General features: G+C 72.2%; 11 protein-coding genes. 6 read left to right on the forward strand and 5 right to left on the reverse strand.

The window, feature by feature from the left end; genetic code table 11:
- Positions 1 to 30: 30 nt before the first annotated feature.
- Positions 31 to 516 carry a hypothetical protein gene (locus ACLZOT_RS01905; protein WP_416966868.1) on the reverse strand — a complete coding sequence of 162 codons (486 nt, stop codon included), beginning with the start codon at positions 514 to 516 and terminating at the stop codon, positions 31 to 33.
- Between the two features lie 312 nt (positions 517 to 828).
- Here ACLZOT_RS01905 and ACLZOT_RS01910 point away from each other — a divergent pair, with 312 nt between their 5' ends.
- From ACLZOT_RS01910 to ACLZOT_RS01920, 3 genes are read left to right on the forward strand one after another with little or no spacing between them, the layout of a single operon-like run.
- Positions 829 to 4,647 (forward strand): beta-ketoacyl synthase N-terminal-like domain-containing protein, encoded by a 3,819-nt coding sequence (locus ACLZOT_RS01910; protein ID WP_416966869.1) that lies wholly within the window; start codon positions 829 to 831, stop codon positions 4,645 to 4,647.
- Between the two features lie 48 nt (positions 4,648 to 4,695).
- On the forward strand, positions 4,696 to 6,135 hold the full coding sequence (locus ACLZOT_RS01915) for a coproporphyrinogen-III oxidase family protein (RefSeq protein WP_416966870.1): 1,440 nt from the start codon (positions 4,696 to 4,698) through the stop codon (positions 6,133 to 6,135).
- Positions 6,125 to 6,886 carry an SDR family oxidoreductase gene (locus ACLZOT_RS01920; protein WP_416966871.1) on the forward strand — a complete coding sequence of 254 codons (762 nt, stop codon included), beginning with the start codon at positions 6,125 to 6,127 and terminating at the stop codon, positions 6,884 to 6,886. The genes ACLZOT_RS01915 and ACLZOT_RS01920 overlap by 11 nt, the downstream gene beginning before the upstream one ends.
- Here ACLZOT_RS01920 and ACLZOT_RS01925 read toward each other — a convergent pair.
- Positions 6,883 to 7,755 carry an acyl-CoA thioesterase gene (locus tag ACLZOT_RS01925; protein ID WP_416966872.1) on the reverse strand — a complete coding sequence of 291 codons (873 nt, stop codon included), beginning with the start codon at positions 7,753 to 7,755 and terminating at the stop codon, positions 6,883 to 6,885. The genes ACLZOT_RS01920 and ACLZOT_RS01925 overlap by 4 nt on opposite strands.
- A 119-nt stretch (positions 7,756 to 7,874) precedes the next feature.
- Between ACLZOT_RS01925 and ACLZOT_RS01930 the strand changes: the two genes are divergently transcribed.
- From ACLZOT_RS01930 to ACLZOT_RS01940, 3 genes are all read left to right on the forward strand, one after another.
- Positions 7,875 to 10,028, forward strand: a complete 2,154-nt coding sequence (locus ACLZOT_RS01930; RefSeq protein WP_416966873.1) for an MMPL family transporter — start codon at positions 7,875 to 7,877, stop codon at positions 10,026 to 10,028.
- Positions 10,029 to 10,160: 132 nt separating this feature from the next.
- Positions 10,161 to 12,908 carry a hypothetical protein gene (locus tag ACLZOT_RS01935; protein WP_416966874.1) on the forward strand — a complete coding sequence of 916 codons (2,748 nt, stop codon included), beginning with the start codon at positions 10,161 to 10,163 and terminating at the stop codon, positions 12,906 to 12,908.
- Positions 12,909 to 12,929: 21 nt separating this feature from the next.
- A complete protein-coding gene (locus ACLZOT_RS01940; RefSeq protein WP_416966875.1) occupies positions 12,930 to 14,675 on the forward strand; it encodes a hypothetical protein in 1,746 nt (581 codons plus the stop codon).
- Positions 14,676 to 14,694: 19 nt separating this feature from the next.
- Here the strand turns inward: ACLZOT_RS01940 and ACLZOT_RS01945 are convergent, their stop codons facing one another.
- From ACLZOT_RS01945 to tsaD, 3 genes are read right to left on the reverse strand one after another with little or no spacing between them, the layout of a single operon-like run.
- Complete coding sequence (locus ACLZOT_RS01945) at positions 14,695 to 15,105, reverse strand: hypothetical protein (protein ID WP_416966876.1); 411 nt, start codon at positions 15,103 to 15,105, stop codon at positions 14,695 to 14,697.
- 47 nt (positions 15,106 to 15,152) lie between these two features.
- Complete coding sequence (locus tag ACLZOT_RS01950) at positions 15,153 to 15,719, reverse strand: GNAT family N-acetyltransferase (RefSeq protein ID WP_416966877.1); 567 nt, start codon at positions 15,717 to 15,719, stop codon at positions 15,153 to 15,155.
- Positions 15,716 to 16,750 (reverse strand): tRNA (adenosine(37)-N6)-threonylcarbamoyltransferase complex transferase subunit TsaD, encoded by a 1,035-nt coding sequence (tsaD, locus tag ACLZOT_RS01955; protein ID WP_416966878.1) that lies wholly within the window; start codon positions 16,748 to 16,750, stop codon positions 15,716 to 15,718. The genes ACLZOT_RS01950 and tsaD overlap by 4 nt, the downstream gene beginning before the upstream one ends.
- Positions 16,751 to 16,838: the final 88 nt, after the last annotated feature.

Genomic DNA, 16,838 nt, shown 5'->3' on the forward strand with positions numbered 1-16,838 from the left:
CGCCTCCCGGAACCCCGGACCGGGAGGCGCCTACCCGGTGAACGCGTAGGTCCGGACCGGGTCGAGGTGCAGTTCGTACGGCCCGAAGCAGTCGGCCGCGAGCGTCGCGACGGGAGCTCCGCAGGGGCAGGCCCGGTTGAGTCCCTCGCTGCCGGTGGGGCCGCAACACCCGCTGCTGTTCTCCCAGGCGGGCAGGGGGCCGAGACCGTCGGCGTCGTCCGGATGCACGACCACGGTGCCCCGGTTGCCCGCCGAGATGACGAAGCCGTCCTCCCCGGAGACCAGAAGTCCGCGCGACTGAGCCGGCTTGGGGTCCTCCTGATCGTCCTGGCGGACGTAGGGGAACCCCCAGGGCTCGGGATCGATCGCATAGCGGCCGCGTGGAACGGTGGAGGGCGCCCGGCGTGTCTCCTTGTCCCGGTCGCGATCGTCGACCGGGGCGTCCGGCACGGCAGGCAACTCGGCCAGCTCCGGCGTGATCGCGGCGCCGCACCTGGAACAGAGGAAGACGGTCATCCCCTTATTGTACGCCCTTCAGGGGGGCGTGCGGTGGTATTTTCGCGCCTGTTGAGAGCCACTGGAGCGCTTGTTCGCTCCCTCTGTACCTCCTTGCGCCCTTCCTTGCCGCGCCCCTAGCCTTGCGCGGATACGCCAAAGCAATCATTTATTGCGCTTGCGTATGAAGAGCCCCAAAAGGCAACAGGGGTTCTGGATTCCGGCACTGAAAATTCCTGTGGCGCTCCACCATCGTGGCGGCTGTCCCGGATCGTGACCCTGTGTCGGGCCGCGCCGCACGGCAGCGCCCTCATCCGCCGAAGGAGAATCGGCATGGATGCTGAGCCCATCGCCTTAGTAGGCATCGGGTGCACGCTCCCAGGACACGTCCATGGCACGGACGACATACACACCGTTCTGCGGGAAGGGCGCGACTGCGTCGAGGAGATCCCGCCCAGCCGGTGGGACGTGGACGCGTTCTACGACCCCGACCCCCTGGCCCCCGGCAAGACCTACACCCGCCACGGCGGGTTCGTCGACGACGTCGACCGCTTCGACGCCGCGTTCTTCGGGATCTCCGACGCCGAGGCGACCCGGATGGACCCCCAGCAGCGGCTGCTGCTCCAGACCGTGTGGCACGCCCTGGAACACGCGGGGCAGAACCCCGACGACCTCAGGGGCAGCAGCACCGGCGTCTTCCTGGCCCTGATGAACAGCAACAGCTACTTCATCGTCAAGCACGACGCCGGCGGCATGACCGGCATCACCGGCTTCGACGCGATGAGCGACGCCATGAGCATCAGCGCCGGCCGGATCGCCCACTTCCTCGACCTCAAGGGCCCCTGCTTCACCGTCGACACCGCCTGCTCCGGCTCGCTGGTCGCCCTGCACCTGGCCCGGCAGTCCATCCTCACCGGGGAGTGCGACTCCGCGATCGTGGCCGGCGCCAACCTGATCCTCAACCCGCAGGTCCACATCGCCTTCTGCAAGCTGGGCCTGTTCTCGCCCAGCGGCCAGTGCCGCGCGTTCGACGCGCAGGCCGACGGCTACGTCCGCAGCGAAGGCTGCGTGGCCGTCCTGCTGCGCCGCCAGTCCCTCGCCGAGGAACGCGGCGACCCCGTCCTCGCCACCGTCGTCGGCACCGCGGTCAACCACGACGGCCACACCCCCGCCCTCACCACCCCCGGCAGCCGCACCCAGGAAGAGGTCATCCGCGCCGCGCTCACCCGTACCGGCGTCGACCCCGCCCACATCGGCTACGTCGAGGCACACGGCACCGGCACCCCGGTCGGCGACCCCATCGAGATGGGCGCCATCGTGCGCACGTACGGCCGCTCCCGCCCCGCGGACCGGCCGCTGTACGTCGGCTCGGCGAAGAGCAACTTCGGGCACACCGAAGCCGCCGCCGGACTCCTCGGCCTGGTCAAGGCGGCCCTCTCCCTGCACCACGAGACCATCTACCCCAGCATCCACGTCGACCGCCTCAACCCGCGCATCGACCTGGCCGGCGCCCCGGTCGAGATCCCCGCCGAGCCCGTGCCCTGGCCGCGCGGCGGCACACCCCGGCTGGCCGCCGTCAACTCCTACGGCTACAGCGGCACCAACGCCCACGCCATCCTGCGCGAGGCCCCCGCACCCCGCGCCGCCGAGGCGAAACCCCGCCCCGCCGAACTGCTCGCGCTGTCCGCCAGGTCCGCCGCGAGCCTGGACGCCCTGGCCGACCGCTGGGCGGACCACCTCGCCCGCACCGACCGCGAGAGCCTGCCGGATGCCCTCTTCACCGCCGCCGCCGGACGCGCCGTACACCGCCACCGCCTCGCGGTCACCGGGCGCGGCGGTATCGAGATCGCGGGCGCGCTGAGGCTGTGGCGCACCCGCCGCACGCCGCCGTCCGTGAGCAGCGGGCACGCCGGCAAGCGGGCCCGCACCGCCTTCGTCTTCACCGGGCAGGGCGTGCAGTACCCCGGGATGGGCCGTGAACTGTACGACAGCGAGGCGGTGTTCGCCGACGCGATCGACCGGTGCGCGGAGGTCCTCGACGGCGAACTGCCGCTGCCCCTGCGGCGCCTGCTCTTCGACGAGCGGGCCCCGGGAGCCCTCGACGACACCCGCCTCGCCCAGCCCGCGCTGTTCGCCGTCGAGTACGCGCTCGCCGCACAGCTCCGCGCCTGGGGTGTCGTCCCCGAGGTGATGGCCGGGCACAGCGTCGGCGAGATCGTCGCCGCCTGCGTCGCGGGCGTCCTGTCCCTGGAGGACGCCGCCCGGTTCACCGCGCTGCGGGGCCGCCTCATGGGCGAACTCCCGCGCGACGGAGTGATGCTGGCCGTCGAGGCCGACCCGCAGGCCGTCCAGGGGTGGCTGGCCGGGCGGGAGGACGACGTGTCGGTGGCCGCCGTCAACGGGCCGCGCGCCGTCGTCGTATCGGGCCGGGCCGAGGCCGTCGACGAGGTCGCGCGGCTGGTCCGGGAGCGGGGTGGCCGTACCACCCGGCTGCGTACGTCCCACGCCTTCCACTCGCCGCTGATCGAGCCGATCCTGCCCGAACTGTCCAAGGCGGCGGCCGGTCTGCGCCCGCGGGCCCCGGCGGTGGCGGTGCTCTCCGGTGTCACGGGCGAGGTCCTGACCGGCGAGGAGGGCCCGGAGCACTGGAGCAGGCAGGCCCGCGTCCCGGTCCGCTTCCACGACGCCCTGCGCGCGATGGCCGGCCGGGGCGTCACCGTCGTCGTGGAGATCGGCCCGCACCCCGCGCTGCGGGCGCACGTACCGGGGGAGTTCACGGCGGTCCCCACCCTCCGGCGCGACGGACACGACGTACACCACCTCCTCGCCGCGGCGGGCGCCCTGTTCACGGCGGGGGCCGCAGTCGACCTGCCCGCCCTCCACCAGGGGCGGCGCCGTACCTCGTCGGCGCCGCGCTACCCCTTCCGCAGGGACCGCTACTGGGTGACCCCCGCACCGGACACCGGCCAGGACGAACCGGCCGCGCCCGAGCCCCCGGCCCGGACCGTCCAGCGGTACGACGTACGGCCCGGCACCCCGTGGGCGGACCACCGGGTCCTCGGCTCCACGGTCTTCCCCGCCACCGGCCACCTCGAACTCGCCGTGCGCGCCTACACGTCGGCCGACGGCCACGGTGCCGCGCCGGTCGAGCTGACCGACGTCGACTTCGTCCGGCCGCTCCTGCTGGCCCCCGCCAAGGCGGGCGGCGTGGACGTCGCCCTGGAGGGGGACGGCTCCCGCTTCCGGTTCACCGTCGGGGACGGGCCGGCCCGCTACTGCCAGGGAAAGGTCGGACCGGCCGCGCGGGAGGACTGGTCGGGCGACCCGCCCGAGGAACTGCGCGCCGGCCTGCCCGAGCGGCTCGCCGCCGGACGGCTCTACGGACTGCTGCGCGAGGACGGCCTGGAGTACGGCGCGAGCTTCTCCACCGTCCGCGAGCTGTGGCTCGCCGAGGAGGGCGGACAGGCGCTGGGCCGGATCACGGCCGCCCCGGACGGCGCCTCCCGCGCCGGCCACGACCACCGGCTCGCCACCCTGCTCGACGGCTGCCTGCACCTGACCGCCGCCGCCGGGCGGGCCGGCACCGCCAGGGGCGCCTACGTCCCGGTCGGCGTCCGGCGGATGGTGCTGCGCGGCCCGCTGCCCGACCAGGTCTGGGGCCACGTCCAGTTGCGGCTGGGCGGCTCCGGGACCGCGCTGTCCGCCCGGGTGCGCGTCCTCGACGACACCGGCGATGTCCTCGCGGAGCTGACGGACGTCGAGTTCCGGCGTATCGCCTCGCTGACCGACACCTCGGCGGTCCCCGCGCCCCCGGCCGAGGCGGGCCGCCCCGGCGACACACGGCGCGAACTGCGCGGACGCGTCGAGAGCCGGCCGGACGCGGAACGCCGGCAGATCGTCATCGACTGGCTCACCGACGAGATCACCGACACCCTCGGACGCATGTCGAGCGAGCTGGAGATCGACCTCCACGACCTCGACCCCTCCCTGGCCCTGCTGGAGATCGGCCTCGACTCCCTGAACATCACCGAACTCCAGCGGCGCATCCAGGAGAAGCTCGACTTCCGCTTCAAGGCGATGGAGGCACTGGAGTACCAGAGCATCGACGAACTCGCGGAGTACCTCCTGCGGCGCGTCGTCCTCGCGGACTAGCTCCCCGCACCCCATCCGGCAGATCCCAGAGGGGAAGTGCCAACGACCGTGTTGAGCACCGACTACGTCAACGACTACCTGGACAGCCACTTAGCCGAGCGCCAGGTCAACAAGATCCAGCACGGCTTCCCGTCACCCCGGTACTGGAACGAACTGTCCGTACCGCTCGACGAGATCGGCGAGGACCGCCGCTTCCTGAACGAGAAGACCGGACAGTCCCCGGTCTTCCTGTACGTCGGCGTCCCGTACTGCATCAAGACCGACCCGGGGAAGTGCGGCTACTGCCTGTTCCCCGTCGAGGAGTTCCAGGGCAACGCCGCCCTGGAGAACTACTACGGCTACGTCGAACGCGAAGCCGAGATGTACCGCGAGCAGATGGAGGGCGCCGTCCTCGCCGGAGCGTACTTCGGCGGCGGCACCTCGAACCTCTACAAGGCGCCCGTCTACCACCGCCTGATGGACATGGTCCGCCGGCTCTTCCCGGAGATCCAGGCGAGCGCGGACCTCACCCTGGAGGGCATCCCCCAGCTGTTCACCCGGCAGAAGATGGAAGCCATCCGGGCCTGTGGGATGAACCGCATCAGCATGGGCGTCCAGCAGGTCAACGAGCACCTCAACAGCCTCAGCGGACGCAAGCAGACCACCGGACACGTCGTCCAGAGCCTCCAGTGGGCGCGCGAACTCGGCCTGTCCGCCAACGTCGACATCATCTTCGGCTGGCCCCAGCAGACCGTCGACAGCATGCTGGAGGACCTGGAGACCCTGGTCTCCTGGGACGTGTACGACATCACCCACTACGAGCTGAACGTCGGCGGGCCCACCGACTTCGCGCTCAACCGCTTCCACGAACTCCCCAGCACCCTGGTCAACCTGGAGATGTACCGGGCCGGCCGCGACTTCCTGCTCGACCGGGGCTACGAGCAGCTGTCGACGTACAACTTCCGCCGCCCAGGCGACCCCGTGGCCCGGGACTTCCGCGAGGGCTACGTCCCGCGCTTCGAGCACATGGACACCCTCGGGCTCGGCTACGCGGCGATCACCTTCTTCGGCAACCCGGCGCTCCCGCAGGGCCGTTCGTGGTCGTTCATCAACCAGCGCAGCCTCGCCCACTACAAGGCGGCCGTCGACGCGGGACGCTTTCCCGTGGAGCGGGGCTTCCGGCACTCCCCGGACGACTGGCTGATGATGCTGCTCTTCCGCAGCCTCATCAGCACCGAGGTCGACCTCGTCCAGTACCGTGCCGCCTTCGGCCTCGACGTCTACGAGAAGTACGCCACCGTCTGGGACGTCCTGGCCGAACGGGGCTACGCGGAGATCACCCCGGAGCGCATCCGGCTCGTCGGCGACGGCGCGTTCTACGCCCCCATGCTCTCCGCGCTGCTGGCCGAGGAGCGCTACCGCGAACTGCGCGAGGAGGCCGCACGGCGCAAGAAGGAGGCCCGCCAGGCCGTACCGCTGCCCGCGCCCGGAGTGACCGGTGGCGGCTGACCTGCCCCTGGCCGGACGCGGCTGCGTCGTCACCGGCGGCTCGCGGGGGATCGGCGCCGCGGTCGTCCGGCTGGCGCTGGCCCAGGGCGCGGACGTCGTCTTCGGCTACCACAGCGACGAGAAACGCGCCCACGCCCTCGCCGACGAACTGCGCGCCGCCCACCCCGGCCGGACCTGCGTCCCCCTGTACAGCGAGGTCGCCGACGCGGCGCAGGCCGAGGTCTTCGCCGCGTCGGCCCTGGCCGCACTGGACCGGTTCGACGTCCTCGTCAACAACGCGGGCGTCAACCGGGACACGCTGCTGGCCCGGATGAACCCGCAGCAGTGGCACGACGTCATCGGCACCAACCTGGACAGCATGTACACCGTGACCAGGCCCCTGCTGATGCCCCTGGTGAAACAGCGCGGCGGCGCCATCGTCAACATCGCCTCGTCGTCCGGGCTGCACGGCATCCCCGGCCAGACCGCCTACTCCGCGGCCAAGGCCGGGATCATCGGCTTCACCAAGGCCCTGGCCAAGGAGATCGGCGCCCGGGGCGTCACCGTCAACGCCGTCGCCCCCGGCCTCATCGAGACCGACATGACCGCGGCGATCCCCGGCGACAAGGCCGAACTCCTCAGGTCCCTCATCCCCTCGCACACCTTCGGCACCCCCGAGGACGTCGCCCACCTGGTGTGCTTCCTCGCCTCCGACCGGGCCCGCTACATCACCGGGCAGGCCATCGAGATCTCGGGCGGCCTGGTGGTCTAGCCCGGACCCCGGGGCCCGCGCACCCGGATCAGCCCCTCCTGGGCCAGGGTCGCCACCCGCGTCCCCTCGCGGGTGAAGACCCGGCCCAGGACCAGGCCCCGCCCCTCGGAGGCCACCGGCGTCTCCAGGGCGCACAGCAGCCAGTCGTCCGCGCGCAGCGGGCCGTGCAGCCACACCGTGTAGTCGACGCTCCAGCCGCTGGCGTTCAGCCACGACACCCCGTGCCGGACCAGGACGGTGTCCAGCATGACGACGTCGCAGACGTACACCAGCAGACAGGCATGCAGCAGCCGGGCGTCGTCGGGCGGCCGGGCCCCGGCCCGTACCCACACCTCGGTCCGGTCGGACACCAGCGACGGGTCCTTCTCCACGTCGAAGCTGAGCGGCCCCGCGAAGCGCAGCTCGTACGGCGTGCCGAGCGGCTGCATCACCGCGCCGAACGCCTCGCTGAGGCGTTCCTCGTACGTCGGCAGCACCTCGGGATCCGGCACGGACGGCATCGCGTCCTGGTGACCGAGCCCCGCCTCGGGGCGGTGGAAGGAAGCGGTCAGGGCGAACACCTCCTGACCCTGCTGGAGCGCGCTCACCCGCCGGGTCGCGAAGGACGCGCTGTCGCGCACCCGCTCCACCCGGTACACGAACGGCGTCCCCGGCAGCGCGGCCCGCAGGAAGAAACCGTGCGCCGAGTGCGCGTCCAGCCCGGCCGGCACCGTACGACCGGCGGCAGCCAGCGCCTGCGCGGCCAGATGACCGCCGTACACCGGGGACGACGGCGCCAGCGGCGGGCGGCCGAGGAACCGCTCGCCGTCGCCCTCGCCGGGCAGGGGATCGACGTCGAGCAGTTCCAGCAGCACACGGTCCCACTCCATGCAGCACCACTTCCCGCCCGCCGCCGAATCAACCGAACGGCCTTGAAACGCCGTGAAGTCGAGGTTCCATCAGGCGCACCATGGAGAGGGACACGACCACTCTGCCGGGAGGTCCCGCCATGCCCGACCGCTTCGGCGCGGCACTGTACAGGCGGCGCGTCACCGTCCTGTGGGCGAGCGTGTGCGTCCTCGTCCTCGCCGCGCTCGGCGGCCTCGGCGTGGAACACCGCCTGCGGCACGGCGGGCTCTCCGACCCCCACGCCCCGTCCACCCGCGCCGCCCGCCTCGTCTCCGAACGGTTCCCCGGCGCGGACGGCGACCTGCTGCTCGTGCTCGGCGGCGCGGGCCCCGTCGACTCGGCCCGGGCGGCCTCCCTCGGCACCGCCCTGACCCGCCGCGCCGAACAGGCCCCCGGCGTCCGGGCCGCCACCTCCTACTGGACGGCGGGCCGAGTGCCGGCGCTGCGCTCGCACGACGCCACCCTCGCCCTCGTGTCGGTCTCCCTGGACGGCGACGAGGACACCCGCGCCAGGACCGCGAAACGCCTCGTCCCCGACCTGCGACGGCAGACACCGGAACTGGACGTCGCCGCCGCGGGACCCGCGCAGGTCCAGGCGGAGGTCGGCGACCGCACCGCCCACGACCTGCTGCTCGCCGAGGCCATCGCCATGCCGGTCACCCTCGTCCTGCTCCTGCTGGTCTTCGGCGGCGCGCTCGCCGCCGCCCTGCCGCTGGTCGTCGGACTGCTGTCGGTGCTGATCAGCCGGGCCGTACTGAACGCCCTGGCGGGCGCGGTACCGATCTCGGTGTACTCGATGAACTCCACCACCGCGCTCGGCCTCGGCCTCGGCATCGACTACAGCCTCTTCGTCCTCGCCCGCTTCCGCGAGGAACTGCGCGGCGGCGCCACCGTGCAAGAGGCCCTCGTACCGACCGTCCGCAGAGCCGGGCGCACCGTCGCCTTCTCCGGCCTGACCGTCGCCGTGTCCCTGGTCGCCCTCCTCGTCTTCCCCCAGTTCTTCCTGCGGTCCTTCGCCTACGGCGGCATCGTGGTCGTCCTGTCCGCCGCCGCCGGGGCGGTCCTCGTCCTGCCCGCCCTGCTCGCCGTCCTGGGCCACCGGGTCGACCGCTACGACGTCTTCGCCCGCCTGCGCACCCCCGAGACCGGCCGGTGGTACCGCTTCGCCCAGGCCGTGATGCGCCGCCCGCTGCTCTACGGCGGCGGCGCGGTCCTCGTCCTCGCCGTCCTCGCCTCCCCCTTCACCCGGGTCCAGCCCGGCCTGTTCGACGACCGCTCGCTGCCCGCCGACTCCCAGGTGCACCGCGCCACCCAGCTCCTGCGCGACCAGTTCGACGACGAGGTGCTGCGCACCGTCCAGGTCGTCGTGGAGGGCCCGCCCGCGACCCTGGAGGCGTACGCCGAGGCGCTGTCGCAGGTGCCCGACGTCCGCAGGGTGACGGCGGCGACCGGCACCTACGCGGCGGGCCGTGAGGTCCAGGGGCCGGGCACCGGGCTCGTCGCCGGGAACAGCGCGCTGCTGTCCGTGGTCTCCGGTGTCGAGCAGGACTCCCCGGCCGGGACCCGGCTCGTCAACCGGCTGCGCGACGTGCCGGCGCCGGACGCGGCCCGGGTGTCGGTGGGCGGACAGGCCGCGGAGGTCGCCGACAGCACGGCGGCCATCGCCCGGGCGACCCCGGCGGCCATCGGTATCGTCGTCGGCTCCTCCCTGGTCCTGCTGTTCCTGTTCACCGGGAGCGTCCTGATGCCGGTGAAGGCGCTGGCCCTCAACACGCTCAGCCTCAGTGCCACGTTCGGGGCGATGGTCTTCGTCTTCCAGGAGGGCCACCTGTCGTTCCTCGTCGGCAGCCCCCAGCACACCGGCACCCTGGACGCGGCCATCCCGATCCTGACCTTCTGCGTGGCCTTCGGCCTCTCCATGGACTACGAGGTCTTCCTGCTCTCCCGCATCCGCGAACGCCACCGGATCACCGGCGACAACACGGAGTCGGTGGCTCACGGCCTCCAGCACACCGGCCGGATCATCACGGCCGCAGCGCTTCTCGTCGCCGTCGTCCTGTGCGTGTTCGCCGTCTCCGGGGTGACTCTCCTGAAACTCCTCGGCGTGGGCCTCGCCCTCGCGGTCGTCCTCGACGCGACCCTCGTCCGCGCCGTCCTCGTCCCGTCCTTCATGCGCCTCGCGGGCCGCGCCAACTGGTGGGCCCCCGGCCCGCTGCGCCGGCTGCACGACCGGGTGGGGCTGCGCGAGGAGTGAAGATTCGAAGGAGAACCGGCGGAAAACGCCTGACGCGGTGTCATGCCGGAGTATCGATTTCCAGGTGAATTCACGCCTTCTGTGCGCACAAAGGGAATATGTGTGCGTACGGATCGAGGGGGAGGAACCGCCATGGCACTCGTCGTCACCTTCACGGGCCGGACTCCGCTCACCACACCGGGATCGGGGTCCTGGCTGAGGGTCTGGTCGTACACGATCCAGCCGACCTCGCCTGCCGAGCTGCTGCCGGGGCAGCGCGTCGCACTGGCCCTGCCCGCCGACGCGGACGTGCGCGACCCCGCGCTGTTCCCCGGCGTACCGGCGCTGACCGGGACCTTCCTGGAGACCGACGACGGGGTGAGCCGCCAGTACGTGGGACGCGCGGTGAGCGGGACCGGCACCCAGACCATCTCCTTCGTCGCCCCGCAGGCCCAGCAGAACCGCGAACTGATGCTGGTCACGCAGTCCCAGCCGGGCCGTCCCTGGTCGGTGAAGCCCTTCGCGACCAGCACGTCGGGGCCGAGCGACAACGTCGGCACCCTGCCCGCGCCCGCTCCGGCCCCCGGTCCGGGACCGGGCCGCCCGGTCGGTGACTTCGCGGGCGCGGTCCCGTACGCGAGCGAGCTGTTCGGGGTCTACCAGCCCCTGCCGGGCTGGCTCGGCCACTCCTCCACCGCGCGGGCCGCCGCCGCGCTCGGCGCGGCGCTGCCGAAGGGAACGCCGGGCGCGGGCACGCTCGGCGAGGGACCCTTGGCGGCGCTGGCCCCGCTGGCGGTGTGGGGCAACCGGCCGCCGACGGACGGCATCCTCTCGCCGGTCGGCCTGGTCAACCTCTTCCGGGAGTACTTCTTCGAGTTCGACACCTTCCTCGGCACACCCGTCGGCCACCTGTGGCTGAGTCCGGGCGGCACCGTCGAGGTGGTGGAGACCTCCACCCGGCGCACCCTGGTCGAGCGGACCGCCGAGCAGTCCGAGACGGCCACCCGCAAGACCGAGGAGGCGCTCACCGACCAGACCGACCTGGCCGACGCGGTCAAGGAGTCCAACGCCAACGAGACCTCGCTCGGCGTCACCTCGAACGCGAGCGCCAACTACGTCGGCATCGTGCACGCCGACGTCAGCGCCAGCTACAGCACCAAGAACACCACGAACACGTCCTCCGAGGTCAGCCACAAGCACTCCCGGACCCAGAGCTCCAAGGCCAGCAGCGAGATCACCCGGAACTTCAAGACCACCTTCAAGACGGTCACCGAGACCACCGACACCTCCAGCCGCCGGTACGTCGTACAGAACACCACCGACAAGCTCGTCAACTACGAGCTGCGCCGCAAGATGCGCAAGGTCGGGGTCCAGCTCCAGCACATCGGCACCCAGCTGAGCTGGCAGGTCTTCGTCGCCGACCCGGGCCGCGCGCTCGGCCTCGGCGAACTCGTGCACGTGGTGCCCGCCCCGGACCTCACCGCCCTCAAACAGCCGGTCAAACCCCCGCCCCTCGCCCAGGCCCACGTCACCTTCTCGGACAACTACCCGATCCAGCGGACCGAGGACAGCAAGAACGCCCCGCACCAGGACGCCGACTGGTACAAGCAGGACGGCTGGGACCGGCTGTGGCGGGGCGAGGAGGACGAGTACATCGTCGCCCACTTCGACTACTCCGCGCCGCCGCCGGGACCGGGCTGGAAACTCAGCACGGCCGCCGGCAACGAGATCCGCAAGGTCTCCGCGACGACCAGCAGCGGGCAGGTCGCCAAGTTCCTCGCCACCTACGAGGTGGTGGACCCGACGTCCGGCCGGTTCCGGATCAACTGCACCAACGTCCACTTCGGGGGCGGCACGTACATCGCGTTCACCCTCGCCCTCGTCTGGGAGCCGCCGCCACCGGAGAAGGACCCCGCCCTTCAGCAGTACCTCGCCGAACTCGCCGTGTACGAGCACGAGGCCGCCAAGGTCCAGCGCGCCGCGTACGCGCAGGCGGTGCACGACCGGCTCGACCTGATCGCCAAGGTCGGGCAGCGGGACTCCGAGGACCTCCGCAAGGAGGAACGGCACAGCGTCTTCGCCGACCTGATCGGCCAACTCGACCTGTTCCAGGGCCAGGACGAGAAGCGCCACCTGTCGGCCGAACTGATCCGCGGGATGTTCGACGTCGACCAGATGCTGTACTTCGTCGAACCGGACTACTGGCGCCCGACACCCACCCCCGGTACCCCCGAGGCAGCGTGGCCGGGCCCCGACGCGGTGGGCCGCTACCCGGTGCCGCCGCACGACTGGGAGGCCACCTCCGGCGACCCCGTCGGCGGCGCCACGGTCACCAGCCGCTTCAGCCACACCGGCGCGGTCAACCCGCCGCGCGCCACCACCTCCACACCCCTGGACAAGCTGGAGCACCGGGTCGACTACCTCATCACCGAGAACACCCCGCCCGCACCCACCGGCAGCTCCCTCGGCTGGCTGATCCAGGCCGACGGCGACGAGCGGCGCAACGAGTTCCTCAACGCCTCCTGGGTCAAGGCCGTCCTGCCGGTCCGCCCCGGCCACGAACTCGACGCCCTGGGCTGGCTGTCCAGCGCCCACGTCGAGGGCGACGCCGCCCTGGACAAGGAGTACGCCTGGCAGACCGGCGACCCGGCCGACTGGCAGGGCAAGTCGATCGGCTGGGTCCTCCAGGCGCTCGCCGCCGAACTCCAGGCCCGCAACACCGACATCACCCGCACCCTCGCCGCCGAGCGGGTCTTCGAGACCGGCTTCGACCCCCTCGACGGCGGCTTCCGCCCCGCCGACCCCTACCAGATCTTCGACCAGTGGACCGAGGTCCTCCCCACCGACCAGGTGGTGGCCGTCGAGGTCACCTACGACCCCCGGACGGGGCGTCAGCTGTGACGGCCGGGACCCGGTGACGCCGTGCGGCTGACCGTCGTCAACGCCAACCCCGCCGTACCGCTGTGGACCCACTTCCTGCTGCGGAAGTGGACCGCCACCGTGGAGACACGCGCCCAGGGCGCCGGTGCGGGGCAGCCCGTGCCGGTGACCGTGGGGCCCTCGGGGTTCACCGTCGATCTCGCGCCCGACGCCGCCTGGCTGCGCCTGGTGATCGACGCGGGCGTCGAAGTGGACCGCACGGCCTACCCGTTGCTCCGCATCCAGCAGGAGTTCACGCTCACGCCGGACGGCCGGCTCGTCCCGCTCGGCTGGCGCAAGGGCCCGGCGTACGACCCCCTCGGCCGCCCGAAGGGGATCCCGGCGCTCCACCCGCTGCTGGCCGTCACCGGCTCCACCGTCGGGCTGAACGTGCGGTTCGTCGACATCACCGACCTCTACAACGCCCTGCACGGCCGCTCGGCCTGGGCCCAGACCCTGAACCTCCTGCGCGGCACCGACCGCACGATCCGCGCCCTGGCGAGCCTGGGCGGCCACCCCCTGGTCTGGTACGCCGTCCTGCCCGCCAGCACCTACCGCCTGCCCCGGATCAAACCGGCCGTCATGATCATGCCGGCCGACTACGGCGCGATCACCTACGAGAACAGCCTCGCCGGCTTGCAGTCCCCGTCGCACCGAGTCTCCTCCGCCATCCCGAACAACTACATCCAGTCCGGGCTGGAGATCCTCGCGAGGGTGCTGACCGAGCCGCTGACGGACGACCGGTACGAGAAGCTCCTCGGCCCCTACATCGCCCTGCGCAAGACGTTCCGCGGCAACCCGGCCGCCCTGCCCGGACCCCTGCACCACTTCCGGGGCGTCCTGTCGTACCTCCCCGATCCCGGCAAGGATCCCGAACCCCAGTACTGGGACGTCCCGCTCGGCTTCGAGCGGGCGATCCACGACGAGAAGTACGTCCTGCTGCTGCCGGTGATGAACGGCGGCCAGGGCGGCGTCATCGTGGCTCCCGGGCTCGACGAGCTGACCGCAGGCGCCGTCGCGACCGTCTACACCCACGGCACGGCCCTGGACGCCGACACCCTCACCGTCGACAAGCCGGTGGTGATGGCCTACAGCCAGGCCGGCGGCAACGCCTTCACCAGCGCCGGCAACAACCTCGGGAAGATCGGCGGCCTCGTGCTGTTCGAGACCTTCTACACCAACGAATTCCCGGACGACGCGAGCAACCACCGGCTGCTGCTGGGCAAGGACGTCATCCCCAAGCTGCTCCAGGAGAAGGTCAAGGTCGTCGTGATCGGCCGCTGGCGCGAGCGCGCGCACCACTACCTGCCCGGCGGCAGGATCCTGCGCGGCATGACCGTCTTCCCCGACGCCGCCAACTACCACCTGCTGGACTATCCGCTGCCCCCCGACGGCCGGCTGGCCTCGGCGCACCCCGTCGTCGCGTTCCGCTACTCACGTCTCGTGAACGGCAAGCAGGACAAGGCCCTCGACCTGATCCTCGGCTCGGACGACCCCGCCCACATCGACGACCCCACAGCCCGGAGCGAGGCGGCGGTCGAGGCGTCGATCGCCGCGTACCGCAAGGCGGGCCTCAGTGACGAGGCCGTCGTGCGCCGGGTGTTCTCGGCGAAGTACCTGCCGGACGACCTGGGCGCGGGCGGCTTCTACCAGCACAACCTCATCCTGGCGGGGGGCCAGCACCTGGACGCGAGGACGAGGACGTACCGGGGATTCGTCCACGAGGCGCTGAAGGTGTTCGGCCCCTGAAGCCTTCGCCGGGCCGGGGTCAGCAGGGCTCCAGGTCCCAGAATCCGCCGTCGGACCTCTCCCGCGCGGAGAACGTCCTCCCGTCGGGCCGGTGGACGAGGAACCGCCCGCACGCGTACCCGCAGTCGTGCGTGAAGTCGCCGACCGCGACACTCGTCGCCAGCTCCCCGGCCAGCGCCGCCGCGAGGGAGCCGAGCCGCTCGCCACGGACCTCCAGCGGGGACGTGACGGTGACGAGCGTCCGGTACCCGGCGTCCTGCCGCACGACGTCCAGGCTCGTCGTCACCCCCTGCCTCTCCGGCGGCAGGTCCAGCCAGTCGCCGAACGGCACCATGTCCTCGACCGGCGTCCGCAACTGCCCCGACAGCGCCGTCCGCAGGTCGTCCCACGACAGGCTGTCCAGGAAAGAGATCTCGAAGGGCTCAAGCATCCGCTGCCCGCCCTCCCCACGCCGCACCTCCACACATGACCAGGACGCTACAACGGTTCGGGTGCCAGGTGGTGGGCGGGATGGCGGGGGCCGAGGAAGACGACGATGCCGTTGCCGTCGGGGGAGGGATGGGTGGCCTGGGCCCAGCCCTGGCGGCGGTAGAAGGCGAGGGCGCGGGGCGAGCGGGTGGAGGTGAGGAGCCAGGCGCGGTCGCCGGGCGCGTCCGCGGTGACCGCCGACAGGAGGCCGGCGGCCAGGCCGGTGCCGTGGAAGGCGGGGCGGACGGCGAGTTCGTCGATCTCGCGGGCGCCGACCAGCCAGTCGAGGGTGCGGTCGGCGCCCAGGCCGGCGGCGGCCTGGGGGTAGCAGCGGTCGGTGGGGAAGGGCGCGCGGGTCGTCCACGCCGTGGTGAAGCCGGCGAGGCCGGTGCCGGTGAAGGCGAGCGCGGCGGTGAAGCCGGGACGGTGCACGTCGTGCACGAGCCGGCCGACGAACTCGACGGCCTTCTCCTCGTCCTCGTGCCAGGGCGGTGCGCAGAACGCCGAGGCGTACACCTCGCGCAACGCGTCGGCGTGGCCGAGGAGTTCGGCGCCGGTGAGGATCAGCGTCTTCATACGGTCACCGGCACCAGGGACGCGTACTCCAGGGGCGCCGACGGGTCGACCGACACGTCCAGCGGCGCGGGGTCGGCTCCGGCGCGGACGAGGAGGTCACCGACGGCGGCGATCATCGCGCCGTTGTCCGTGCACAGCCGCAGAGGCGGCACCCGCAGTTCGATCCCCGCCGCCCGGCAGCGTTCCTCGGCGAGCGCCCGCACTCGCGAGTTAGCGGCGACCCCGCCGACCACCACCAGCGTCCCCACACCGTGCTCCCGGCAGGCGGCCACCGCCTTGCGGGTCAGGACGTCGGCCACCGCCTCCTGGAGCGAGGCCGCACCGTCGGCGACCGGCAGCTCCCGGCCCGCGTACCCCTCGGCCCAGCGCGCGGCGGCCGTCTTGAGCCCGGAGAAGGAGAAGTCGTACGACCCCGGCAGCGGGCGCGGGAAGGCGACGGCGCGCGGGTCGCCGTCCCGTGCCGTGCGGTCGATCGCCGGGCCGCCGGGATACGGCAGCCCGAAGACCCGCGCGACCTTGTCGAAGCACTCCCCGGCGGCGTCGTCGAGGGTGTCCCCGAGGTGGACGATCCGGTCGCGGGCCAGGTCGCGTACGAGGAGCAGGGAGGTGTGGCCGCCGGAGACGATCAGCACCATGCAGGGGTCGGGGAGCGGTCCGTGCTCCAGGGTGTCGGCGGCGACGTGACCGGCGAGGTGGTGGACGCCGTACAGGGGGACGCCGAGCGCGTAGGCGATGCTCTTCGCGCCGGCCAGCCCGACCTGGAGCGCGCCGGACAGCCCCGGTCCGGTGGTGACGGCTACGGCGTCGACGTCGGCCAGGGAGAGGCCGGCCTCGTCGAGGGCCCGGCGGACGACGGGGCGCAGTGCGTGGAGGTGCGCGCGGGAGGCGATCTCGGGCACGACACCGCCGTAGCGGGCGTGTTCGTCCATGCTCGACGCGATGGCGTGTCCCAGGAGCCGTCCGTCCCGGACCAGTCCGGCGTCGGTCTCGTCGCAGGACGACTCGATGCCGAGTACGACCGGAGCTGCCATCGCCCACCCTCTTCTGCATGGCCAAAGTTGTTGCAAGTAGTGTGCAATAAGAATCCGGGGATGTGTACCCGAACACGGAGACGCAGGC

It is taken from the genome of Streptomyces sp. 4F14 (assembly GCF_048159485.1).
Taxonomy (GTDB): domain Bacteria; phylum Actinomycetota; class Actinomycetes; order Streptomycetales; family Streptomycetaceae; genus Streptomyces.